Here is a 23,927-nt window from a genome sequence, read left to right as displayed (position 1 = left end):
GTATCGACCAGGACGGGAGGTTGTCAGGGGCGGTGAGTATCTCGCTGGAATCATGGGCTACCAGGAGGAATCCCACCTCCATGGCTACGGGGAGTGGTGAGAGTCACGAAATATGGTGGATCGGTGTGTTCACCTGCACGAACGTCATAGCGTTGTCCTGCCGGGCTGCCGCCTGCGGCCCGCGACGACACACGTCTCGAAGGAGTCCTCGATGGCTAACGCTCCCGTCAACATCACCATCACCGGTGCTGCCGGCAACATCGGCTACGCCCTGCTGTTCCGCATCGCCTCCGGCGCCCTGCTCGGCCCGGACCAGCGCGTCAACCTCCGTCTGCTGGAGATCCCGCCGGCCGTCAAGGCCGCTGAGGGTACCGCGATGGAGCTGTTCGACTCCGCCTTCCCGACCCTGGGCAGCGTCGACATCTTCGACGACGCCAAGGCCGCCTTCGAGGGCGCCAACATCGCCTTCCTCGTCGGCTCCATGCCCCGCAAGGCCGGTATGGAGCGCGCCGACCTGCTCTCCGCCAACGGCGGCATCTTCGGCCCCCAGGGCGAGGCCCTCAACGCCGGTGCCGCCGAGGACATCAAGGTGCTCGTCGTGGGCAACCCCGCCAACACCAACGCCCTCATCGCGGCCTCGCACGCCCCCGACATCCCCTCCTCGCGCTTCACGGCCATGACCCGCCTGGACCACAACCGCGCCCTGGCCCAGCTGGCCACCAAGGCCGGCTGCCACGTCACCGACATCGACAAGGTCACCGTCTGGGGCAACCACTCCTCCACCCAGTACCCCGACCTGACTCAGGCCACCGTCAAGGGCTCCCCGATCACCGACATCCTGGCCGACCGGGCCTGGGTCGAGAACGACTTCATCCCGACCGTCGCCAAGCGCGGCGCCGCCATCATCGACGCGCGCGGCGCCTCCTCGGCGGCCTCTGCGGCCTCGGCGGCCATCGACCACGTGCACGACTGGGTGCTGGGCACCTCCGGGTCCTGGACCTCCTCCTCGATCATGTCCGACGGCTCCTACGGCGTGCCCGAGGGCATCATCTCCTCCTTCCCCTGCACCTCGGAGAACGGGGAGTGGAAGATCATCCAGGGCCTCGAGATCGACGACTTCTCCCGCGCCAAGATCGACGCCTCGGCGGCCGAGCTCGTCGAGGAGAAGAACGCCGTGGCCTCCATGGGGCTCATCTGAGTTCCTCGAGCCCTACGGCTCGGCGCCAGGAACGGCCTGAGAGCCCGCCCTGGCCCGACCCGCTCCTGGTACGGACCACCTTGGGGTGCGGAGGACTGTAAGGCCCTGTCCGCTCTCCGATCCGGGTCCTCGCCGCTCATTCGAGCGGCGAGGACCCTTTTTCACACCCGGAGCAGATGTGGGCGCGGATGAATCGTTCCCACTGCTGGTATAGACCTGTCGCTCATGACCAGTACAATGATTGTTCGCGCAATGTATGTTTGAGTTTCGCTCAGTTTAGGTCTACTCTCCTGGCGAGTTCAGATGACTAGACAACATCTGATCTCCCCGCCCGCGGCAACGGTGCCGTGGTCATGAGACACCGTCGTTTCTAAGGAGCAGTCCCATGCGTCCCACCCACTACCTCTCCCGCCGCGCCGTGCTGGCAGGGCTGGGAACCACTGCAGTCGCCGCCACCCTGGCCGCATGCGCCACCTCCGGCAGCTCCGGCTCGAAGTCCGGTGGAGCCGCCGGTGAAGGGGACGCCAGCCAGGTCGACGTCGTCACCTGGTGGTCGGCCGGCTCGGAGAAGCTCGGTCTGGACGCCCTGGTCAAGGTCTTCAACCAGCAGTTCCCCAAGACGAAGTTCGAGAACAAGGCCGTCTCCGGGGGCGCCGGCAGCCAGGCCAAGCAGAAGCTCGCCGCCGACCTGGCCGCCAAGAACCCGCCGGACACCTACCAGGCCCACGCCGGCGCCGAGATCAAGGACCACATCGAGGCCGGCTACCTGCTGGACGTCTCCAGCCTCTACGAGGAGTTCAAGCTCAACGAGGCCTTCCCGGCCACCCTCATGGACCGCCTCAAGGACTCCGACGGCAAGATCTACTCCGTGCCCTCCAACATCCACCGGGCCAACGTCGTGTGGGCGTCGGTGCCCGCGCTCAAGGCCGCCGGGCTCGACCCGACCAAGCCTGCCACCACCATCGACGCCTGGATCGCCGACATGGAGAAGGTCAAGGCCGCCGGTCTGACCCCCATCACCATGGGCATGGCCTGGACCCAGCTCGAGCTGCTCGAGACCATCCTCATCGCCGACCTGGGCGTGGACGCCTACAACGGGCTCTTCGCAGGCAAGACCGACTGGGGCGGCGCCGAGGTCACCAAGGCGCTGGGACACTACAAGACCATCGTGGGCTTCACCGACTCCTCCCTCTACACCGAGGACTGGGAGCCCGCCATGAAGCCCATCATGGACGGCAAGGCCGCCTTCAACGTCATGGGCGACTGGGCCGTGGCCGGCTTCGACGCGGCCGGCAAGAAGGCCGGCCAGGACTACGTCTACTTCCCGGTCCCGGGCACCGACGGCGTCTTCGACTTCCTGGCCGACTCCTTCACCCTTCCCGACGGCGCCAAGCACCCCGGCGGGGCCAAGAACTGGCTCAACACCATCTCCTCCAAGGACGGCCAGATCGCCTTCAACACGGTCAAGGGCTCAATCCCGGCCCGCACCGACCTCACCGACGAGGAGAAGGGCAAGTTCTCCGAGTACCAGCGCTCGGCCATGGAGTCCTTCGCCAAGGACAAGATCGTCTCCTCCATCGCTCACGGCGCGGCGCTTCCGTCGAAGGCCACCAACGCGATGAATGACGCCCTGACCAAGTTCGCCCAGGGCGCCTCCGACGTCGCCGCCCTCCAGGCCGACCTCAAGGCCGCTGCCGCCTCCTGACCGGTTCCCCGGGGGCGGGGGCGGGCCGTGTGTCCGCTCCGGTCCGCTCCCGTCCCCGGGGACGACCCCTCGCCGATCATCCGGCCGGAGCTCATCACCACGACAGGCGGAGTCCTTCCGCCACCTACGCATCAGGAGAACCTTGTGAGCACCAAGAGCGCCCCCGCGCGGCGCCGTCGGGCGAACTGGAGGCAGTGGGGCCCGGGCCTCCTGCTCATCTCGCCCTCGATCATCCTCGTCGGCGTCTTCGTCTACGGGATGATCGGCATCAACATCAACACCTCCCTGCTGGACATGCACACCGCCGGTCAGGTCTCCGGACGCAGGGGGACCACCGTCGTCGGGCTGAGCAACTTCACCTCCCTGTTCGGCAACCCGGACTTCCGTCACTCCTTCATCAACCTCATCCTGTTCACCGTCACCTTCCTGGCCGGAACCCTCGTGGTCGGCTTCCTGTGGGCCTGGCTCCTGGACCGCCCCATCAAGGGGGAGGGGATCTTCCGCTCCATCTTCCTGTTCCCCATGGCCGTGTCCTTCGTGGCCTCGGGCGTGGTGTGGCGGTGGCTGCTGAACTCCGCGCAGGGCGAGAGCGCCTCGGGGCTCAACCGCCTGTTCGAGATGACCGGCCTGAGGTTCCTGGAGAACTCATGGACCCAGAACACCACCTGGGGCATCCTGGCCATCGCGCTGCCGGCCGTGTGGCAGCTGGCCGGATACGTCATGGCGCTCTTCCTGGCCGGCTTCCGCGGCATTCCCGACGACCTGCGTGAGGCCGCCCGGGTCGACGGCGCCAGCGAGTGGCAGCTCTACAAGTCGATCATCTTCCCCCAGCTGACCCCGATCGCCCTGAGCGCCGTCATCATCATCGGGCACATGTCCCTGAAGTCCTTCGACCTCATCATGTCGATCACGGACCAGCGCACCTACTCCACCAAGGTCCCGGCCATCGACATGTTCAACTTCATGACCGACAACGACTACTCCAACGCCGCCGCCGTCGGCACGATCCTGCTGGTCCTGGTCGCCGTCGCCGTCATCCCCTACCTCATCCACGACGCCAAGGGCAGGAGGTGAGCGGCGATGACACAGGCACTCACGATGCGCACCCCGCGCCGCCCCGGCTGGGGCCAGACCGTCCGCTTCATCCTGCTGCTGGCCTCGGTGGTCCTCGTCCTCATTCCGGTCTACGTCCTGCTGGTCACCTCCTTCAAGGGATCCGCCGACGCCGACCCCTCGCGGACCTGGTACCTGCCCGAGGTCTGGGTCACCAAGAACTGGTCCAACGCCTGGAACCAGCTCAGTGGCGGACTGCTGCGCTCCCTGGCGCTGGTCATCCCCTCCTCGATCATCTCCGCGATGCTGGGCAGCGCCAACGGCTTCGTCCTGTCCAAGTGGCGCTTCCCCGGGGCCAACGTGGTCTTCACCCTCATCCTGTTCGGCATGTTCATCCCCTACCAGGCGGTCATGATCCCGCTCATGCGCCTGGTGACCAGTGCCGACCTGGGCTTCGGGATCCACACGCTGATCCTCATGCACGTCGTCTACGGCATCCCGATCACGACGCTCATCTTCCGCAACTACTACGAGACCATTCCCAACGAGCTCATTGAGGCCGCCCGGGTCGACGGGGCCGGCATGCTGCGCACCTACGTCTCGGTGGTCCTGCCGATCTCAGTGCCCAGCTTCGTCGTCGTCCTCATCTGGCAGTTCACCTCCGCCTGGAACGACTTCCTGTTCGCCCTGTTCTTCGGCGGCGGCGCGCAGTCCGGGCCGGTGACGCTGGCGCTGAACAACCTGGCCCACGGCTCGATCCTGGCCGACTACGGGGCCTCCATGTCCGGCGCACTCATCGCCTCGGTGCCGACCCTGGCGGTCTACATCCTGCTGGGCAAGTACTTCGTCGGCGGCCTCATGGCAGGCTCCGTCAAGGGCTGAGACAGGCCCGGGCCGCTCGCCCGCGTCCTACGCCTCGTTTGTCTCGGCCTGCTCTCGCATCCGGCTGCCGCCCTCGGCTTGGGGACGGCAGCCGGATGTGATGTGATCGGGGCATGGCACGTCGCAGATCCAAGCGCCCCTACGGGCAGGGGCACATCCCCTTGAGCATGGACCGTCTCGCCTCCGTGCCGCGTACCCAGACCGGCCCGGGCGGCGCCGACTTCACCGTGCGCCACCTGCGCGGCGGGGACAAGCCCTACACCTGTCCCGGCTGCCACCGCGTCATCCCGGCCGGCACCGCGCACGTGGTGGCCTGGAGCAACGAGTCCCTCTTCGGGGCGGACCGGGGCCTGGAGGAGCGGCGTCACTGGCACACCTCATGCTGGGAACGGCGCCTCTGGTAGAACCCGACGCCGACGCGAGGCAGTGGGGCTGAGAGTCACACGAGCGGCTCGGGGGAGTGCTCCTCCCAGCCCGGCAGCAGGCGGTCCAGCGCGAAGCGCAGCGGCACGATATCCCCGTCGCGTCCGCCCTCACCGATGGTCATCGGCACCGGCTGGCTCTCGGGCCTGACCCCGCGCAGGCGCTGAGCCAGGCTCAGCGGCATCGACAGGACGTAGTAGCGCCCCTGGGTGTCGATGCCGACCGTCTCGTCGGCCCTCAGGTACCAGCCGCGCAGCGGGGTGCGGGCGCTGCCGCCCGCGTAGCCGCGCACCCGCAGAGGAACATCCTGGAGGCCCTCTTCGCGGGCGACCTCGAGGAAGAGCCCCACGATGCGGGCGGCCCGGGCGTGCTCGGCATCCTGACGCTCCTGAAGCATGCGGGCCCGCTGTGTGGCCGCACGACGACGCGACGCCGCCCAGTCGCAGTCACCAGAACCACGGGTGCTGGTCGACTCGGTCTCGAACCGGGCGGCGTCGTCGGCAGTCACGTCGGGGCCTCAGCGACGTCCTTTGCCCTGGCGGGGGTTGCGGTTGGCGGAGCTGCCGGAGCCGTTGGAGCTCTTGCTGGGGGCCGGCACGTGCTCGATGCGACCGGGGCTGCTCTTCTGGGCGTTCTTCGGGGTCGACTGCGCGCCCGCCTGCTGGCCACCACCGGAGGCCGCAGCCGCCTTGTTTCCGGCCGGCGCGGGGGCCGCCGAGGTGGCCGACGGCGCTGAGGAGGCACTGCCGGAGCCGGCCGAGCGCGGACTGCCTGCGCTGCCGGTGGCCGCCGGCTCTGCCGACTGCGCGGAGGCCTCCTCGGCCGCCGGGGCCGGACTCTCCTCCTGGGGCAGGGCTGCGACGTGGTCGCTGAAGGAGGGGGCCTGGGGCAGTGCGCCTCCCAGGACGCCGCGCATCTCGGTGAGGTAGGCGGCGACCGAGTCGCGCTGGCGCTCGAGCTCCTGGAGCTGGCGGGCGGCCACCTGGGCGGTGACGTCGGCGTCGGCGCGGGCGTCGCTGATGATCTGCTCAGCCTCGAGACGGGCCTGCGCCAGAGTCTCCTCCGCCTGGGCGACGGCCTCCTCCTGGCGCTTACGGGCCTCGGCGTCGGTACGGGCACGGACCTCCTCGGCCCGGGACAACGCCTCCTGCAGGCGCTCCTCGGCCTCCTGGGCCTGGACCTGGGCCTGCTCCTGCATCTCCCGGATGCGCTCGCGCGTGGCCTCGTGGGCGTCGGAGTCCTCCTGGGCGGCCTGCTCGTGCGCCGCGGCGATCTCCAGGGTGGCCTGCTGGCGCAGCTCGGTGGCCTCGGCTCGGGCCGCGGCGGCCTCGTCGGTGGCCGAGCGACGCAGCGTCTCGGACTCGTTGCGCGCCGAGGTGAGGATCTCCTCGGCCTCGCGCTTAGCCTTGCCGACGGTCAGCTCGGCCTCCTGCTTGGCGGCCGAGAGGATCTCCTCGGCCTTCGCCGTGGAGGTCTTGTGCAGCTCGTCGGCCTCTGCCGCGGCCGCCTCTCGGTTGGCGGTGGCGTCGCGCTCGGAGGTGATGGCGATCTCGGCGGCCTGCTTGCGCGCCTGGGACAGGACCAGTGCGGCCTCACGCTCCGCGCTGGCGCGCATCTCGGTGACGGCCGCCTCGGCGTCGGCGGAGATCTGGGCGGCCTTGCGCGAGGCGGAGGAGACCAGCTCCTGGGCGCGGGCCTCGGCGTTGGCCAGGGCGGTCGAGGCCTCCCCCTGGGAGCGGGAGCGCAGCTCGCTGGCCTCTCGGCGGGCGTCGGCCAGCAGGGTCGCCGCCTCCGAGGCGCTGCGCTCGGAGAGGTTCTTGGCGTTGGTCCGGGTTCGAGTCAGCAGGGCGTCGGCCTCGGCGTTGGCCTTGGACAGGACGGAGGCGCTCTGCTCCTCGGCGCTGCGCAGCAACTGCTCGATCCGTGAGCCCAGGCCGGCGTAGGTCGGCTTGTCGGACTCCCGCAGCCGGCGCTGGGCGTCGGCCAGCTCGCCGGCCAGCGTCATGGCGCGCTGGTCGAGGCTGGCCACCTCGCGACGGGCATCGGCCAACTGGCGCGAGAGCTGCTCCAGCTTCCGGTCGACCTGAGCACGGTCGTAGCCGCGCATCGTGATGGCAAACTCGCTGTATTCCTCAGCCACGTCGGGTTCCTCCTCCTGGCGAGCCGGGGACGCTCACCACCAGGGCAAGCCTAACGATTGGGTGTGATCGGGACGGCCACCACGAAAGTGTGACCATGCGCACAGAAGGCCTGGGGTGGTTGGGCTCCCGACCGCCCGGGAAGGGTGGCGGATGGATGCGCTGGTGGGTTCTCCGGAGACTTCCGATCTCACGTGCGCGATTCTCCGCGCCTTCCCTCGTGTCCGCTTCGAGACCATCGCGCTGCTCGCGGGGTCGCCGAGACCCTTTCTGCTGGCGGAATTCCGGGAGATATCGCTTCGCTCAGCGCGTGTCTGGTTGTGATCTTGCGCCGAGGTCGGTGCGGTCGCAGGGTCCGTCATGCGATTCTGGTCCCTAGGCGGGCGCACGGTGAGCGCTCGCAGCGATACCCGGCTCCACGGAGCCGGCCGTCGTCCGTACCGTGTCCGCGAGCATAGGAGATCCGCGTCGTGAGTCGACGTATCTTGAGCGTGGTGGTGACCGTCCTCGGGCTGGTCCTCGTCGCCCTGGCCGTTTGCTCGGCCACCATCTGGAAACCTGGCTCCAAGGTCGAGGCGAAGCTCGCCTCCGGCCCTTCTCAGCCCTACGTCATCACAGCCCCCGGGGTTCTCAGTGGTGCGGAGTCCGACGTCACCGTGACGGCGAGCTCCTCCGACGGCAAGGACGTCCACCTCTTCGTGGCCAGGGCGGCCGATCTTGACGCCTGGATGAGCCCCGACGCCAACAATGCGCTGCCCTACACGGCGGTCACCAGCATCGACGCCGGCGCCGGGACCCTGGCCTCCAAGGACGAGACCCAGTACTGCCCGCCGGCCAACGCCGCTCCCGCTCCTTCCGCGGCGCCCTCCGCTCAGCCCTCCGCCTCCGCGCAGGCCGGCGGCTCGAAGTGCTCGGAGCGCAAGGCCAAGGGCGTGACCGCCTCGGGCTCCGACATCTGGCTGGGGGAGAAGACCGGCGGCTCGTCAGTCACCTTCAACACCGGCAAGGACGCCGACCGCGCCATGCTGCCGCACAAGAACCTCGACGAGCAGATCGTCGTCATGGCCATGACCGACGGCAAGGCCTCGGCTCCCGGCCTGACCATCAGCTGGAAGCGCCAGGTGGAGACGCCCTGGTACTTCTACGGGGGACTGGTTCTGGGCAGTGTCTTCGTGCTCGTAGGAGCCTTCCTGTTCTTCATCGACCTCCAGCTGCGCCGCGCCAATGTCGATCGGCGTACCCGTTCGGCCGAGCGGGCGGCCCGCATCGCCAACGCCGACTCGGTCTCCACCGAGGGCATCCCCCAGGTGGACGATCCCGACCGACGGCTGACCCGCCGAGAGCTGCGGGACAAGGAGCGCGCCGAGGCCTCGGGCGAGCCCTGGACCGACCCGCGCACCGGGCGCGTCTACCTCGACGGCGTCGAGGCACCCGCGGCCTCCCAGATGCCTGAGGCCCTCCCCACCGAGGGATACGGCTACGGCCCCGCCGCCGGGCTCAGCGCCGGCCCCGGAAGCGGGTTCGGTGACGGAGCCGCTGCCGCCTACGAACAGGGTCACGGCGGGCAGGGCGAGCATGCGGTGGCCGGCGTCGCCCGAGGCGCGTCAGTCGTCCCCGGGCTTGACGAGGCCGCCACCCAGCAGCACCGGGCCGCCCGGGAGCCTGATGGCCTCCAGGACGGCGAGGCGCTGACCATCGCCTCGGATGTCGCCAACGTCCCCGACCCGTCGGCCTACTCCAACCCCCCGGCTCTCAGTGATGGCGCCGGCGGTGCCGCCGGCGCTGACCACATGGCCGTGGGCGTGGACCCGGTCGCCGGCCAGCCCACAGGGGCCCCGGACCACTCCCGCTTCGCTCCGCCGGAGCACCACACCAGCCATGTGGCGGGTGGTGGCGACGCGCGGTCCTTCGAGACCGACACCGCCGAGTTCCAGGACGCGGCCTCCTCGGTCCCGCCGCACGACCCCGGCCTCCAGATGCCGACCGGACTTACCCAGCCGGAGGTGAGTGACGCGTCGCTGAGCTGGAGCGAGCAGGAGGTCGAGCCGACGCACGGGCCTACCTTCTCCCCGGGCGGTTTCGGGGACTCCTCTGCGACGTCGACCACCGTGTCCTGGCCCTCCTACTCCGACGGCGTCGAGCTGCCTCCCCAGGCCGACCCCGCCGTCATCCAGGCCGTTGACGCCGAGCCCCTCAGTGAGCCAGACCCCACCGCGGACCCCGACAACCAGGAGCGCGCATGATGTCCACCCGTCGAGCCTTTCTGAGCGCAGGCGGTGCCTCCGCCATCGCCCTGAGCCTGGCCGCCTGCTCGCGGTCTCAGCCCAAGACTGCTGAGACCGTGGCCTCCGGCACGCCGATCGCCGAACCCGTCCTCAACGACAAACAGCTCGAGGAGATTCTCCAGCGCGTCCAGACCGGTCTGGCCACGGCGGACAAGGCGAAGAACGCGGACAAGCTCAAGGAGGTCATGTCCGGTCCGGCGGCGCGGATCCGTGCCGCCGAGTACGCCACCGCCTCCGCCAGCGGGAACGACTCCGTCATCCACGCCATGAACACCAAGATCCAGGGCGGCGGAGTGGGGCAGACCGTCGGCTTCCCCCGTAACGCAGCCGTCGCCTCGGAGAGTGACAAGAGCGTCTCGATCATCTCCCTGGAGCAGGGCTCGGCCCGGGACCAGTTCAAGGTGTGGGCCTGGGTGCAGGGGTTCGCTGCGCAGGCGAGCATTCCCGTGCTGACCAAGCAGTCGGCCCAGCACGCCAAGCAGGTGACAGCCGAGTCCACCGGGCTGGTTGTCACCCCCAAGGCGGCTCTCGACGCCTACGTCGACGCGCTCAACCATCCCGACGGCGAGAACGGTAAGACCTTCCCTGACGACAGTCTGCGTCAGAAGGTCCAGGACGCCCGAAAGACCGACCTGAGCAACTTGGGTGAGGTCACCGTGACGGCGGTCCCCGGACAGGACGGGTTCCAGGGCCTCCAGCTGGAGGAGGGCGACGGCGGGGCGCTGGTCTTCACCACCCTGACCTTCACGGTGGTCTACAAGCGCACCGTTGACGGCTCCGATCTCACCTTGCAGGGTGACATTGCCGCCCACATGGGTGGCAACCAGAAGATCGTCGGTACCGTGACTGCCACCTACGACTCCATGGTTGCCTTCTCCATCCCCAAGGAGGGAAGCGGTGGGAAGGTGACTGTTCTGGGCGCCGAGACGGCGCTGATGAAGGTGGACCGGGACGACTCCAAGACTCCGGCCCCCACGGCGTCGGCGTCGGCCAAGCCCTCCTGACCGCCTCCGGTCCCCGGCCCGGCTCCGTGACTGCTCGGAGTCGGGCCGCTGGCGCACCCAGGCTGGTGCGCAGCGTGAGGCCTGCCAACCGCGCCGGCGCTCACGAACACCGAAAGACCCAGATCCATGAAGCAACCGGGCCGCGGCCCGAGGAAGGCAGAGCTGCTATGAGCATGTTCGGCGCCGTCGACCTGTCCAGTCTCGCCCCCGCTACCAAGCCGGCCGGCTCTACCGGCGCCACTCCGAGCCCAGCCACCGGGGACCGCCCCACCGGAGCCGCCGGTTCTGGTCTGCCGGTGCCGCTCGTCGTTGACGTCGACGCCTCCAACCTGCGCGAGGTCGCCGAGGTTTCCACCCAGGTGCCTGTCATCGTCGTCCTGCACAGCCCGCGCAGCCAGGCCAGTGCCGACCTCGCCGCGGTCCTGGAGGAGCTCGCCGATCAGTACGCCGGCCGCTTCCAGCTGGCGCGCGTCAACGTGGATACGGCCCCGGAGGTCGCCCAGGCCCTCCAGGCTCAGGCCGTCCCCACGGTGGTGGCCCTCATCGCGGGCCAGCCGGTGCCGATGTTCCAGGGGGCGGTGCCCCAGGAGCAGCTGCGCTCTGTCATCGACCAGCTGCTGGAGGTGGCGGCCGCCAACGGTGTCAACGGCACCATCGCCGTCGACGGCGCAGTCGGCGCTGGCACTGCTGAGGCCGAGCCCGAGGAGACCGAGGTCGAGCGGGCAGCCCGCGAGGCCATTGAGGCCGGGGACTTCGCCGCCGCCGAGGAGGTCTACACCCACGCCATCGCCCAGAACCCGGGCGACGACGACCTCAAGGTGGCCCGAAACCAGGTGCGCCTCATGGCCCGTCTGGACGGCCAGGACCCTCACGAGCTCCTCGCAGCCGCTGACGCTGCGCCCACCGATCTGGCCGCGGCCCTGGCCGGTGCCGATGCCGCCCTGGCCCTGGGGGATGTCAACGCCGCCCTCGGACGCGCCCTGGAGGCTGTGCGCACCCATGCGGGGGAGGATCGGGAGGAGGCCCGGCTGCGGCTGCTCGAGCTCTTCGAGGTCATCGGCTCCACCTCCCCGGAGGTCGCCCAGGCCCGTCGCCGCCTGGCCACCATGCTCTACTGAGCCTCGATGAGCAGCCCTGCCGGGCGTTCTTAGCTCACACCCGGCGCATGCCACGAGCGCCCCTCACCGCAACCGGTGAGGGGCGCTCGCTCATGCCGTGACGATCAGGCGATGGGCTCGGGGTCGATCTTCCAGACCTCGCGGGCGTAGTCGCTGATGGTGCGGTCGGAGGAGAAGCGGCCCGAGCGGGTGATGTTCACCCAGGCCTTGCGCTGCCAGGCGCGGGTGTCGGCGTAGTCGGCCGCCATGGCGTCCTTGGTCTCGCGGTAGGAGGCGAAGTCGCCCAGAACGTAGTAGACGTCGGCCGGCTCGTAGGAGGCCTCCAGCAGGCTGCGGCGCAGGTCGGCGAACCAGCCCGAGCCGTTGTCATCCAGGGTGCCGTCGGTGAAGGCGTCCAGGACGCGCTTGAGACCGGGGACGTTCTCGTAGTGCCACACGGGGTCGTAGCTCTCGCGCAGGGCGGGCAGCTCGTCCTCCGTGGCGCCGAAGATGTAGGCGTTGTCGTCACCGACCGCCTCCAGGATCTCCACGTTGGCGCCGTCGAGCGTGCCCAGGGTCAGGGCTCCGTTCATCATGAACTTCATGTTGGAGGTGCCCGAGGCCTCCTTACCGGCCATCGAGATCTGCTCGGAGACGTCGGCGGCCGGGATGATGTGCTCGGCCGGGGAGACGTTGTAGTTGTGGACGAAGACGACCTTGATGGTCTGGGAGACCACGGGGTCGTTGTTGACCAGGTCGGCGATGGCGTTGATGAGCTTGATGATGGCCTTGGCTCGGATGTACCCGGGAGCGGCCTTGGCGCCGAAGATGAAGACCCGCTTGGGGACCCGCAGGCTCGGGTCCTGCTTCATGCGGAAATAGAGGTCCAGGATGTAGATGGCGTTGAGCAGCTGGCGCTTGTACTCGTGGAGACGTTTGATCTGGACGTCGAAGATGGCCTCCGGGTCGATCTCGATCCCCTCGCGCTGGGCGATCCAGGCGGCGAAGTCCACCTTGTTGGCGTGCTTGATCTCCGCCAGGCGGTCGTAGACGGACTCGTCCACGGAGTCGGTGTGCTCGGCCAGGACGGAGAGGTCCTTGACCCAGGTGTCCGAGCCGGTGACCTCGTCCAGCAGCGCCGACAGGCGCGGGTTGCACTGGCGCAGCCAGCGGCGCGGGGTGACGCCGTTGGTCTTGTTGTTGAAGCGCTCGGGCCAGATGGCGTGCCACTCGCCCAGGGTCTCGCGCTTGATGATCTCGGTGTGCAGCGCGGCGACGCCGTTGATGGAGTAGGAGGCGTAGCAGGCGATCCAGGCCATGCGCACCTTGTCCCCGGAGATGGGGGCCATGTAGTCGATGGTGCCCTGCTCCAGGCCACGCTCGGCCATCTCCATGCGGAAGCGGCGGTCGATCTCGCGGACGATCTCGGTGATGCGCGGGAAGAGGCGGTCAAAGATGGAGATCTCCCAGGTCTCCAGGGCCTCGGCCAGCACCGTGTGGTTGGTGTAGGCGAAGGTCTTGGTGACCACCTCCCAGGCCTCCTCCCAGCCCAGGTGGTGCTCGTCCAGGAGGATGCGCATCAGCTCGGGGATGGCGAGCACCGGGTGGGTGTCGTTGAGCTGGATGGCGTTGTAGTCGGCGAAGCCGGTCAGGTCCTCACCGTGGTGGTTGACGTAGTTCTCAACGATCTGCTGCAGGGAGGCCGAGCAGAAGAAGTACTGCTGGCGCACCCGCAGGACCTTGCCCTCGTAGGTGGTGTCGTTGGGGTAGAGGACACGGGAGATGTCCGAGGTGCGCTCGCGCTCGACGATGGCCTCGGTGAAGCGCTGGGAGTTGAAGGCGTCGTAGTCGAACTCCTCGAGCGGCTCGGCCTTCCACAGGCGCAGAGTCCCCACGTTCTTGGTGCCGTAGCCGGTGATGGGCATGTCGTAGGGGATGGCGCGCACGGTCATGTCCTGGTAGTGGACCAGGCGCTGGGCCTCCTCGTGGCGGATGACGAAGGGGTAGCCCTCCTCCATCCAGGGGTCGGGGTGCTCGGTCTGGAAGCCGTCCTCGAAGAGCTGCTTGAACAGCCCGTAGCGGTAGAGGATGCCGAAGCCGTTGACCGGCAGGTCGAGGGTGGCGCAGGAGTCGAGGAAGCAGGCGGCCAGGCGGCCCAGGCCGCCGTTGCCCAGGGCGGCGTCGGGCTCCTGCTCCAGGACGTCGCTGAGGTTGACGCCGAAGGAACCGACGGCCTCGCGAGCCTCATCGACCATCCCCAGGTTGGAGAGGTTGTTGAGCAGGGCGCGACCCATGAGGAACTCGGCGGAGAAGTAGTGCTCCTGGCGCCCGGCGCTGTACTTCTGCTCGGTGGCGTACCAGTCGTCCGCGATGGTGTCGACGACGGCGGCGGACAGGCCCTGCCAGACCTCCATGAGGGTGGCTGCGGTCTCGGGTCGACCGGATACGGCGCGCACCTGCGCGGGGGCGCTCGTGACCAGCTTCTGTGTCATTCTTCTTCCCTTGTCAGGCATCGTGGTCGCCGACTGCAAGAACTTTGCAGCGGACTGAAACATCGTACATCGACGGGGCCGGGCCGACCGGAGCGCGCAAGGGAACATGGCACCGGAGGCCGCGCGCCTGTGCGAGACAGGGTCTAGACTACCCGCTCATAGGCGATAGTGGTGGGCCGAGTTCACAGTTCTGATGATGTGGCAAGCAGCAGGCCGCGGTGGGGCGAGAGGGCCATGCCCCTCACCCCACCGCGGCACGTGGCGTCAGCCCGGGTCAGTCCTGAGCCGGACGCAGGAAGACCGCTCCCATCGGGGGGACCCGCAGGCGCACCGAGGCCGGGCGCCCGTTCCAGGGCAGGTCCTCGGCCTCGACCCGGCCCAGGTTGCCCACGCCGGAGCCGCCGTAGTCCTCGGAGTCGGTGTTGAGGACCTCCTCCCAGTCCCCGGCGAAGGGCAGGCCCACCCGGTAGCCCTCATGCGGGGTGCCGGCGAAGTTGATGATGCAGACCATCAGGTCGGCCCGCCCGTCGGCATCGGTCCCCTTACGCAGGTAGGACAGGACGTTGTGGTCGCCGTCGCCGGCCTCGATCCACTCGAATCCTCGGTGGGAGAAGTCCTCCGACCACAGGGCCGGCGAGCTCAGGTAGAGGCGGTTGAGGTCACTGACCAGGGCGAGCAGCCCCTGGTGGCCGGGGTCGTCCAGAATCCACCAGTCCAGGGAGGTATCGGCGTTCCACTCGGTCCCCTGACCGAACTCCTGGCCCATGAACAGCAGCTGCTTGCCGGGGTGGGACCACTGGTAGGCGTACAGGGCACGCAGGCCCGCCAGCTCCTGCCAGGGGTCGCCGGGCATCTTGGACAGCAGGGAGCCCTTGCCGTGGACGACCTCATCGTGGCTCAGCGGCAGGATGAACTGCTCGGAGAAGGCGTAGACGAGGGAGAAGGTCAGCTCTCCGTGGTGGTAGCGGCGGTTGACGGGGTCCTCCGCCAGGTAGCGCAGGGTGTCGTTCATCCACCCCATGTTCCACTTCAGTCCGAAGCCCAGGCCGCCGTACTCGGTGGGAGCGGTGACGCCCGGCCACGCCGTGGACTCCTCGGCAGCCATAATGATGCCGGGGTTCTTGCGGTAGGCGGTGGCGGTGGCCTCCTGCAGGAAGCTGATGGCCTCCAGGTTCTCGCGGCCGCCGAACTGGTTGGGGTGCCACTGGCCGTCCTGGCGCGAGTAGTCCAGGTAGAGCATGGAGGCCACGGCGTCGACGCGCAGACCATCGGCGTGGAACTCCTGGAGCCAGTACAGGGCGTTGGCGACCAGGAAGTTGCGCACCTCGTTGCGTCCGAAGTTGAACACGTAGGTGCCCCAGTCGGGATGCTCACCGCGCTGCGGGTCGGGGTCCTCGTACAGCGGGGTGCCGTCGAAGCGGGCCAGTGCCCACTCGTCCTTGGGGAAGTGGGCCGGCACCCAGTCCAGGATGACGCCGATGCCGGCCTGGTGGAGCTGGTCCACCAGGTAGCGGAAGTCGTCCGGGGTGCCGAAGCGCGAGGTGGGCGCGTAGTAGCTGGTGACCTGGTAGCCCCAGGAGCCGCCGAAGGGGTGCTCGGCCACCGGCAGGAACTCCACGTGGGTGAAGCCGGCCTCCTTGACGTAGGGGACCAGTTCGTCGGCCAGGCCGCGGAAGCCCAGCCCCTGGCGCCATGAGCCGACGTGGACCTCGTAGATGCTCATCGGCCCGCTGTGGGGGTCGGTGGTGGCGCGCTTGGCCATCCACTCCTGGTCCTCCCACTGGTGGAACTGGTCGGTGACCACCGAGGCCGTGGCCGGGGGGACCTCGGTGGCACGGGCCATCGGGTCGGCCTTCTGGTGCCAGGATCCGTCGGCGAAGCAGAGCTCGAACTTGTAGCGCGCACCGACCCCGACGCCGGGAACGAACAGCTCCCACACCCCGGAGGAGCCCAGGGAGCGCATGGCGGTGGCGGTGCCGTCCCAGTAGTTGAAGTCGCCGACGACGCGCACGGCGCGAGCGTTGGGGGCCCACACGGCGAAGGCGGTTCCCTCGACCTCACCCATGGGGCCGTCGTAGCGCTTGACGTGGGCGCCCAGGACGTCCCACAGCTCCTCGTGGCGGCCCTCGGAGATGAGGTAGGTGTCCATCTCACCCAGGGTCGGCATGTAGCGGTAGGGGTCGTCGACGGTGGTGGTCTCGTCGCCGTAGGTGACCTTGATGCGATAGTCGGGGATCTCCTGGCCGGGCAGGACCGCCACCCACACGCCGTCCTGCTCATGAGTGGCCGGGTGGGTGCCGTCCTTGGTGACGACGACGACGTCGTCGGCCAGGTGCCGGACGGTGCGGATGGTGACTCCGTTCTCGCCGACGTGGGCGCCCAGGACCTCGTGCGGGTCGTGGTAGCGCGCGTAGGCGACGTCAGCCAGAATCCAGGGGTCCACAGGGACAGGGGCGAGGTCCTTCTCAGGTGTGTTGGCGCTCATACAGCAACTCTTCCATGCGTTGGTGATTAACGGGTGCTTTTGGACGTCGGACCGATGGGGATGGGGGATCGTCGCGTGCTCAGCCCTCCGCCTGCTTGGACAGGACCGACTCGATCCCCGCCATGGGGATGCCCAACCAGTCGGGACGGTTACGGGCCTCGTAGACGGCCTCGTAGAGGGCCTTGTCCAGCTCCAGGCAGGTCAGGACCGTCTGGTACGAGGCCTCGGCCTGCTCCTGGTCCCCGGATGCCGCCGGCGACGGGGCGAGCGAGCCGGTCTCCTGGCGTCCCAGGCGGTACCCCTCCTCGAAGGCGGAGCGCACGGCGGGGAGCCAGTCGGGGTGGGGGGCCTTGCCCACGGCGGCGGCGTAGTCGAAGGAGCGCAGCATGCCGGCCACGTCCCGGGCCGGCAGGTCGGGGTCGGAGCGCTGGGCCAGGGGGCGCAGGGGCTCGCCCTCGAAGTCCAGGACGTACCAGCGCTGCTGGCCGCCGATCTCGTGAAGCACCTGCCCCAGGTGGTAGTCGCCGTGGATGCGGGTGGCCGGCTCCAGGGCCTGGAGCGCCTCAAGCCGCTCCATGGCCTGCTCCACCTTGAGCTCCAGGGCCCGGATGTGCCCGGAGAGCTCGGGCACCTCCTCCAGCGCCCACCGGGCGCGCTTGCGCAGGGAGGCAGCGAGCTCGGTCGGCGTTGGCGGTCGGCTCGTGCCCAGGGAGGCGGCCAGGTGGTGGTGCATCTGCGCGGTCGTACGTCCCAGATCCCGGGCCAGCTCCACGGCCCGGGCCCGCACCGGTCCGTCGACGTCGTCGGTGGAGGCCAGTGAGCAGAACAGCTCGAAGCCGTCATCGGCGCGGGGGACGAAGCTGCAGGCCACGGCCGAGTCGGTGGACTCCTCCAGGGCAGGCTGGCCGCAGCCGCCCATGCGCGTCCAGGTCATGGTGGACCAGGCCACCGGAGTGCGCACCCGGTCCCAGCCGCTGCGGGCCAGGGCCACCGACAGCTCCACGTCGGGATTGCGCCCGTGCTCCAGGACCCGCAGGAGCTTGACGATGAGGTCACCGGTGGCGGCGTCCTGCTCCCCAAGAGCCTCGGCGGGGTCGGAGGGGGCCGGCAGGATGACGGAGGTGTTGGACTGCTCCCCGGTGGTCACCCGCAGCCTCGGCGCCCGCTGGGCGATGGCCAGGGCTCCGGCCTCGCCCAGGACGGTGCCCGCATCCAGTGCGCTCAGGGCCCAGGCCCGCCAGAAGGCCGGGTGGTGGGCGCCGTCGACGAGCGCCACCTGCGTGGGCGACCCCTGAGAGTCGGTGGTCACCAGCAGGCCGTGGTTGCCGGGTGCCTCACCGGGGGTGGCGAAGGAGTCGAGCGCCTCGGCGGACTCCAGGACCACCGGCACGTGCAGCAGCACCATCCCGTCGCGGTGACCGGTCTCGGCCTGGTTGCCCCGCAGGGCGGCGATGACGAGGTCTCGCACCCCCTCCTCCGGCTCCCAGGAGGCGATCACGCGCAGGGAGCCCAAGGGCGGGGCGGCGTCCCCCTTGAGAGGGAACCAGCGCCGCTGGAGCATCCACGGTCCCAGCGCAGCCAGGATCTCGGCATTGGTGGGCCAGGTCGACGGGGCCTGGGCGCTGCGCAGGGACTGTGCCGGCACGGTGGCGGGCTGCGGTGCGGCGGAGATCGGCTCGTTGGGCATCAGACTTCCTCGGTCGGGTGGTTCTCGTGGTCGCCCTGAGGGGCGTCGTCGGGTTCGGTCCGGTTAACAGACAGCCAGTAGTATCCGCGCGCTCCCAGCGTCAGGGTGAGGCGGCCGCGCTCGTCAACGGGCGGGAAGGCGCAGCCGCCGAACAGGTCCGTGGTGCCCCTGCCCGCCAGCTCGGGAACCTCGATCGTCACCGATCGGGGGGTGGCCGAGAGGTTGGCGACGCACAGGAGGGTCTCTGCCCCCTCCACCGGCGCCTCGTCGCAGCGCGTGTGCGCCAGGACGGCGTCATCGCTGGTGGGGCGCAGGAGGAAGCTCCCGCGTCCCAGGACGGGATGGGCGCGGCGCAGGTGCAGGATCCGCCTGGTGAACTGCAGCAGCGAGTCGGGCCGGGCCATCTCGGTGGCCACCGTCAGGTGCGCGTATCCGGGGGCCTGGATGAGTGGAAGCGTCAGGGCACCGGGGTCGACCACTGAGGAGAAGCCCATGTTGGGGGAGTCGTCCCACTGCATGGGGGTGCGCACGGCGTCGCGGTCCTCCAGCCAGATGTTCTCTCCCATGCCGATCTCGTCGCCGTAGTAGAGGCAGGGACTGCCCGGCAGCGACAGGAGCAGGGCGTAGGCCAGCTCCACCTCGGCGCGCGAGGCGTCCAGGAGCGGGGCCAGGCGGCGCCGGATCCCGATGTTGGCGCGCATGCGCTCCTCGGGGGCGTACCAGGCGTACATCTGGTCGCGCTCGGCGTCGGTGACCATCTCCAGGGTCAGCTCGTCGTGATTGCGCAGGAAGGTCCCCCACTGCCCGTGGGCGGGGATGTCGGGGGTCTTCTCCAGCACCCAGCGGATGGCCTCGGCCGAGCCCTGCCGCAGTGCGTAGAAGATGCGCGGCATGACCGGGAAGTGGAAGCACATGGTGCACTCGGGCGCCTCCTCGGTGCCGAAGTACTCCACGACGTCCTCGGGCCACTGGTTGGCCTCGGCCAGCGTGATGGTCCCGGGGAACTCCCGGTCGAGCATCTGACGGATCCCGGCGATGATCTCGTGGGTGCCGGCCAGGTTCTCGCAGTTGGTGCCCTCCGACTCGGTCAGGTAGGGGATGGCGTCGAGGCGGAAGCCGTCGACCCCGGTGCGCGCCCAGAAGCGGATGACGTCGTGGATCGCCTCGATGACCGCCGGGTTGCGGTAGTTGAGGTCGGGCTGGTGGGAGAAGAAGCGGTGCCAGTAGAACTGGCCGCGCTCGACGTCGTAGGCCCAGTTGGACTCCTCGGTGTCCACGAAGATGATGCGGGCGTCGTCGTAGCCGGAGTCGTCGTCGGCCCACACGTAGAAGTCCCCGTAAGGTCCCTCGGGGTCCGAGCGGGAGGCCTGGAACCAGGGATGGGCGTCCGAGGTGTGGTTGACGACCATGTCGATGATGATGCGGATTCCGCGCTGATGGGCCTGGTGGACCAGCTCGCGGAAGTCCTCCATCGTCCCGTAACGCGGGTCGATGGCCGTGTAGTCGGAGATGTCGTAGCCGCCGTCGCGGATGGGTGAGGGGTAGAACGGCGGGATCCACACGCAGTCCACACCCAGCCACGCCAGGTAGTCCAGGCGGGAGATGAGCCCGCGCAGGTCTCCGATGCCATCGCCGTCGGAGTCGGCGAAGGAACGCAGCAGCGCCTCGTAGAAGACCGCCGTGCGGAACCACTCGGGGTCCGGGCTCAGGCCGGGGCGGGCCTGGGCCGGTAGGGCCGGCACCCCGGGGATCGGCGGGGCCACCGCCAGCGGCATGGGGATCCCGCCGCTGGGGGTAGGGATCGCCGACATCTGGGCCGCCACGGGCGCCGTGACGGGCACGCCCGCCGCGGGCGGGCCGAAGGCTCCCCCCGGCGCCGCGGTTGGAGTCTCGCTGCCGGGGGGCACCGGGGCAGTACTCATCGGATCGGTGCTCACAGCGGCTCCACGGAGAAGACGTGGGCGACCTGCCCGGCGAAGGGGTCGAGGCGCACATAGTTCTGCCCCGACCACTCGTAGGAGTCTCCGGTGAGCGCGTCGGTCACTCTGACCACCGGGCGAGAGGCGTCCACCCAGCCCGGCAGGCCCAGGGCCTCCAGATTGAGGTAGACCTCGCCGGCCCTCGCCCCGTGCGGGTCGAGGTTGACCACCGTCAGGACGACGTCGTCCTTGCCCGTGGGGCTGTGGAAGGCGTCCACCCGCTTGGAGTAGGCGAGGATCTGGTCATCGCTGGTGGGGTGGAAGTAGATGTCCCGCAGCTGGCGCAGCGCCGGGTGAGTGGCCCGGGCGGCGTTGAGGCGTGTGAGGAGGTCCTCGATGCCGTTGCGGCGAGCGGCGGCGAAGTCACGCGGCTTGTACTCGTACTTCTCGTTGTCGATCTGCTCCTCGTAGCCCGGGCGCGGTGTGGACTCGGCCAGCTCGTAGCCCGAGTAGATGCCCCAGGTCGGGCTGAGCGTGGCCGCCAGGACGGCGCGCAGCTTGAAGGCCGGCACCTTCCCGTTGGTCATGAAGGGGGTGAGGATGTCGTGCGTCGTGGGCCAGAAGGCCGGGCGCAGCAGGTGGGCGGTGTCCTTGCTGAGCTCCATCATGTACTCGATGAGCTCGTCCTTGGTGTTGCGCCAGGCGAAGTAGGTGTAGGACTGGTGGAAGCCGATCATGCCCAGGGTGCGCATCATGGCGGGGCGGGTGAAGGCCTCAGCCAGGAACAGCACCCCGGGGGACTCGGCGTGGATCTCGGCGATGAGCCGCTGCCAGAAGGGCAGGGGCTTGGTGTGGGGGTTGTCCACCCGGAAGATCGTCACCCCGTGCGCGATCCAGGTGCGCACGACCTCCAGAATCGCCTGGTAGATGCCCTCGGGGTCGTTGTCGAAGTTGAGCGGGTAGATGTCCTGGTACTTCTTGGGCGGGTTCTCGGCGTAGGCGATCGAGCCGTCGGCCAGGACCGTGAACCACTCGGGGTGCTCGGCCACCCACGGGTGGTCCGGGGAGCACTGGAGCGCCAGGTCCAGGGCCACCTCCATGCCCAGCTCGCGCGAGCGCGCCACCAGGGCGTCGAAGTCCTCGAAGGTGCCCAGGTCGGGGTGGATGGCGTCGTGGCCGCCGTCGGGGGAGCCGATGCCGTAGGGGGAGCCGGGGTCACCGGGACGCGCCGTCAGGGTGTTGTTGCGGCCCTTGCGGTTGGTCAGGCCGATGGGGGAGATGGGCGTGAGGTAGAGGACGTCGAAGCCCATGGCCGCGATGCGGTCCAGCCGCTCGGTCGCGCTGCGCAGCGTCCCCGAGTGCCAGGTGCCGTCCTCACCGGCCCCCGAGCCCAGCGAGCGCGGGAAGATCTCATACCAGGAGCCGGTCAGGGCGCGCTCGCGGTCCACCTGAAGGGGGTACTCGGCGGAGGGCGAGACGTGGTCGCGCAGCGGCAGGCGCTCCAGGGCGGCCTGGACCGAGTCCGACATGCCCGCAGCCAGGCGGTCGGCCACGGGGTTGGAGGGGTCGCGCATGATCCACACGGCATCGTTGAGGGCCTTGACGCCCTCCTCGTCGCGCCCCTCGACAGCCACCGCCCGGTCCAGGACACGGGCGCCCTCCTCCAGCATGAGCTCGACGTCGATGCCGGCGGGCACCTTGATACCGGCGTCGTGGCTCCAGGTTGCGTACGGGTCCGACCAGCCCTCGACGCGGAAGCGCCAGTCCCCGGGGGCGTCGGGCGCCACGGAGGCCTCATAGCGGTCCAGCCCCGGGGCGATGTCGTGCATGCGGGCGCTGGGGCCGTCGCTGCCGTCAGGACGCACCAGGACCGCGGTGGCGCCGTAACGGTCGTGCCCCTCGCGGAAGACGGTGGCGCGGATCGGAATGACCTCGCCGACGACGGCCTTGGCCGGCCAGCGCCCGTCCTCGACGACGGGGAAGACCTCGGTGACCGGGATCCGGCCGATCAGCGAGAACGGGGCCGGCTGCGGTGCCGCACAGGCCTCGGACGACCCCGACGGCGCGGTCTGCGTCCCGGTGCCCTGAGCGGGTGCGTCGGTGGGAGCGGCAGAGGACTTGGAGGGACGGGTGGACTGCTTCTTGCCGGCCTTCGGCGTCGTGTTCGGAGTCACAAGAGCAAGAGTACGGTGAGAAACGACCTGAGTCACATGCCGGCTCGCAGGACGCGGATCGGCCCGGTACGCGCGTCGCGAACCGGGCCGATCGAGGGGGTGGGCGGGCCGGCTCAGCGGCCAGCAGGCCCTCAGTAGTTCATCTGCATGGCGGTGCGGACGTCGTCGAGCGTCCGATTGGCGACCTCGTTGGCCCGGGCGTTGCCCTGCCCCAGGACCTCCAGGAGGTAGTCCTCGTTGGCCGCCAGCTCGGCGCGACGGGCCCGAATGGGGGCGAAGAACTCGTTGACGGCCTCCGTGGTGACCTTCTTGAGCGTGCCCGCGCCACCGTCACCGATGCGCTCGGCGATCTCCTCGGGAGCGCCCGCCCCGCACAGGGAGGCCAGCATCAACAGGTTGGAGACCTCCGGCCGGTTGGTCGGGTCGTAGGTGATGACGCGCGCGGAGTCCGTCTTGGCCTTCTTGAGGGCCTTGGCGGTCTCATCGGCGCTCATGCGCAGCTCGATCGTGTTGTGCCGCGACTTGCTCATCTTCTCCCCGTCCAGGCCCAGCAGCATCGGGGCCTGGCTGAGCAGCGCCTCGGGACGGCGGAAGACCGGGTGGTCCTTGACCGCCCGCCCGTAGCGCTTGTCGAAGCGCTGGGCGATGAGCCGGGCCTGCTCCAGGTGGGGGAGCTGGTCCTTGCCGACGGGCACGAGGTTGGCCTGGCAGAAGAGGATGTCGGTGGCCTGGTGGACCGGGTAGGTGAGCATCAGGCCGCTCATGGCCCGCCCGTCGGTGGCCTCCAGCTCCGACTTCACCGTGGGGTTGCGGTGCAGCTCGGACTCGGTGACCAGGGACAGGAAGGGCAGCATCAGCTGGTTCTGGGCGGGGACCGCCGAGTGGGCGAAGATCGTCGAGCGCTGCGGGTCCACGCCCACCGCCAGGGCATCGGTGACCAGGGACAGGACCCGCTCGCGAATGGGGCCCACGCCGTCGCGGTCGGTGATGACCTGGTAGTCGGCCACGAGGATCCAGGTCTCCACGCCCGCGTCCTGGATCGTCTTCCAGGAGTGCATGGTGCCGAAGTAGTGGCCCAGGTGCATGTTCCCGGTGGGGCGAACCCCGGTGAACATCCGGTAGCGGCCGGGGTTGACGGCGATATCGGCCTCGATCTCGGCGGAGCGGGCGATGGATCGGGCCAGGGAGGCGTCATTGGTGGCGTTGGCCAGGGCCTCCTCGGCCGCGGTGGGGGTCTGAGTCATGCCCTCATCCTAGGGGGTGCGCTCTTAGCGCTGATGCGGAGTTCGCCGGCCCGGGTGATGGGCTCCAACGTCCTGCGCTTCGGTGACTTATCCGATGAGGAACGTGAAGAGGGGCGAGCACTCGAAGCTGTCGTCTGCGCC

General features: G+C 69.4%; 16 protein-coding genes. 8 read left to right on the top strand and 8 right to left on the bottom strand.

Features of this window, described 5'->3' with window-relative positions:
• Positions 1–211: 211 nt before the first annotated feature.
• The 5 genes from HW274_RS09190 to HW274_RS09170 all read left to right on the top strand — a co-directional run bounded on the left by HW274_RS09190 (position 212) and on the right by HW274_RS09170 (position 5,242).
• Positions 212–1,198, top strand: coding sequence for a malate dehydrogenase (locus tag HW274_RS09190; protein ID WP_185988651.1), 987 nt, complete (start codon positions 212–214; stop codon positions 1,196–1,198).
• A gap of 385 nt (positions 1,199–1,583) precedes the next feature.
• Positions 1,584–2,903, top strand: coding sequence for an ABC transporter substrate-binding protein (locus tag HW274_RS09185; protein ID WP_185988650.1), 1,320 nt, complete (start codon positions 1,584–1,586; stop codon positions 2,901–2,903).
• A gap of 144 nt (positions 2,904–3,047) precedes the next feature.
• Complete coding sequence (locus tag HW274_RS09180) at positions 3,048–3,977, top strand: carbohydrate ABC transporter permease (protein WP_075254828.1); 930 nt, start codon at positions 3,048–3,050, stop codon at positions 3,975–3,977.
• Positions 3,978–3,983: 6 nt separating this feature from the next.
• Entirely contained in the window at positions 3,984–4,838 is an 855-nt protein-coding gene (locus HW274_RS09175; RefSeq protein WP_075254827.1) for a carbohydrate ABC transporter permease, read from the top strand.
• A 113-nt stretch (positions 4,839–4,951) separates the two neighbouring features.
• On the top strand, positions 4,952–5,242 hold the full coding sequence (locus HW274_RS09170; protein WP_003786752.1) for a hypothetical protein: 291 nt from the start codon (positions 4,952–4,954) through the stop codon (positions 5,240–5,242).
• Positions 5,243–5,277: 35 nt separating this feature from the next.
• Here the strand turns inward: HW274_RS09170 and HW274_RS09165 are convergent, their stop codons facing one another.
• A complete protein-coding gene (locus HW274_RS09165; RefSeq protein ID WP_075254825.1) occupies positions 5,278–5,769 on the bottom strand; it encodes a hypothetical protein in 492 nt (163 codons plus the stop codon).
• Positions 5,770–5,778: 9 nt separating this feature from the next.
• Complete coding sequence (locus HW274_RS09160) at positions 5,779–7,401, bottom strand: DivIVA domain-containing protein (protein WP_185988649.1); 1,623 nt, start codon at positions 7,399–7,401, stop codon at positions 5,779–5,781.
• A 468-nt stretch (positions 7,402–7,869) separates the two neighbouring features.
• Between HW274_RS09160 and HW274_RS09155 the strand changes: the two genes are divergently transcribed.
• The 3 genes from HW274_RS09155 (at position 7,870) to HW274_RS09145 (ending at position 11,806) form a co-directional block, all read left to right on the top strand.
• Positions 7,870–9,642, top strand: coding sequence for a hypothetical protein (locus tag HW274_RS09155; protein ID WP_185988648.1), 1,773 nt, complete (start codon positions 7,870–7,872; stop codon positions 9,640–9,642).
• Complete coding sequence (locus HW274_RS09150) at positions 9,639–10,688, top strand: Tat pathway signal protein (RefSeq protein WP_185988647.1); 1,050 nt, start codon at positions 9,639–9,641, stop codon at positions 10,686–10,688. Before HW274_RS09155 ends, HW274_RS09150 begins: the two co-directional genes overlap by 4 nt.
• 167 nt (positions 10,689–10,855) lie before the next feature.
• A complete protein-coding gene (locus HW274_RS09145) occupies positions 10,856–11,806 on the top strand; it encodes a tetratricopeptide repeat protein (RefSeq protein ID WP_075254820.1) in 951 nt (316 codons plus the stop codon).
• A 104-nt stretch (positions 11,807–11,910) separates the two neighbouring features.
• Here the strand turns inward: HW274_RS09145 and HW274_RS09140 are convergent, their stop codons facing one another.
• The 6 genes from HW274_RS09140 to trpS all read right to left on the bottom strand — a co-directional run bounded on the left by HW274_RS09140 (position 11,911) and on the right by trpS (position 23,786).
• Complete coding sequence (locus HW274_RS09140; RefSeq protein ID WP_185988646.1) at positions 11,911–14,277, bottom strand: glycogen/starch/alpha-glucan phosphorylase; 2,367 nt, start codon at positions 14,275–14,277, stop codon at positions 11,911–11,913.
• Positions 14,278–14,551: 274 nt separating this feature from the next.
• Positions 14,552–16,762: a 1,4-alpha-glucan branching protein GlgB gene (glgB, locus tag HW274_RS09135; protein ID WP_185988645.1), complete on the bottom strand. Its 2,211-nt coding sequence runs from the start codon at positions 16,760–16,762 to the stop codon at positions 14,552–14,554.
• A gap of 79 nt (positions 16,763–16,841) precedes the next feature.
• Positions 16,842–18,449, bottom strand: coding sequence for a phosphotransferase (locus tag HW274_RS09130; RefSeq protein WP_185988644.1), 1,608 nt, complete (start codon positions 18,447–18,449; stop codon positions 16,842–16,844).
• On the bottom strand, positions 18,449–20,371 hold the full coding sequence (gene treS / locus HW274_RS09125) for a maltose alpha-D-glucosyltransferase (RefSeq protein WP_185989604.1): 1,923 nt from the start codon (positions 20,369–20,371) through the stop codon (positions 18,449–18,451). Before treS ends, HW274_RS09130 begins: the two co-directional genes overlap by 1 nt.
• A gap of 11 nt (positions 20,372–20,382) precedes the next feature.
• The gene (locus tag HW274_RS09120) at positions 20,383–22,542 is read right to left on the bottom strand and encodes an alpha-1,4-glucan--maltose-1-phosphate maltosyltransferase (RefSeq protein ID WP_313902155.1); all 2,160 of its coding nucleotides are present in this window, start codon (positions 22,540–22,542) and stop codon (positions 20,383–20,385) included.
• A gap of 131 nt (positions 22,543–22,673) precedes the next feature.
• The gene (gene trpS / locus HW274_RS09115; protein ID WP_185988643.1) at positions 22,674–23,786 is read right to left on the bottom strand and encodes a tryptophan--tRNA ligase; all 1,113 of its coding nucleotides are present in this window, start codon (positions 23,784–23,786) and stop codon (positions 22,674–22,676) included.
• Positions 23,787–23,927 lie beyond the last annotated feature (141 nt).

It is taken from the genome of Actinomyces sp. oral taxon 169 (assembly GCF_013394715.1).
Taxonomy (GTDB): Bacteria; Actinomycetota; Actinomycetes; order Actinomycetales; family Actinomycetaceae; genus Actinomyces.
This window is presented reverse-complemented; position numbering and strand designations above follow the sequence as displayed.

Bases quoted from the DNA above. Each gene is read 5' to 3' on its own strand.
- HW274_RS09190 (WP_185988651.1), top strand. From the start codon at position 212: ATGGCTAACGCTCCCGTCAACATCACCATCACCGGTGCTGCCGGCAAC.
- HW274_RS09185 (WP_185988650.1), top strand. From the start codon at position 1,584: ATGCGTCCCACCCACTACCTCTCCCGCCGCGCCGTGCTGGCAGGGCTG.
- HW274_RS09175 (WP_075254827.1), top strand. From the start codon at position 3,984: ATGACACAGGCACTCACGATGCGCACCCCGCGCCGCCCCGGCTGGGGC.
- HW274_RS09170 (WP_003786752.1), top strand. From the start codon at position 4,952: ATGGCACGTCGCAGATCCAAGCGCCCCTACGGGCAGGGGCACATCCCC.
- HW274_RS09150 (WP_185988647.1), top strand. From the start codon at position 9,639: ATGATGTCCACCCGTCGAGCCTTTCTGAGCGCAGGCGGTGCCTCCGCC.
- HW274_RS09145 (WP_075254820.1), top strand. From the start codon at position 10,856: ATGAGCATGTTCGGCGCCGTCGACCTGTCCAGTCTCGCCCCCGCTACC.
- HW274_RS09140 (WP_185988646.1), bottom strand. From the start codon at position 14,277: ATGACACAGAAGCTGGTCACGAGCGCCCCCGCGCAGGTGCGCGCCGTA.
- glgB (WP_185988645.1), bottom strand. From the start codon at position 16,762: ATGAGCGCCAACACACCTGAGAAGGACCTCGCCCCTGTCCCTGTGGAC.
- HW274_RS09130 (WP_185988644.1), bottom strand. From the start codon at position 18,449: ATGCCCAACGAGCCGATCTCCGCCGCACCGCAGCCCGCCACCGTGCCG.
- treS (WP_185989604.1), bottom strand. From the start codon at position 20,371: ATGAGTACTGCCCCGGTGCCCCCCGGCAGCGAGACTCCAACCGCGGCG.
- trpS (WP_185988643.1), bottom strand. From the start codon at position 23,786: ATGACTCAGACCCCCACCGCGGCCGAGGAGGCCCTGGCCAACGCCACC.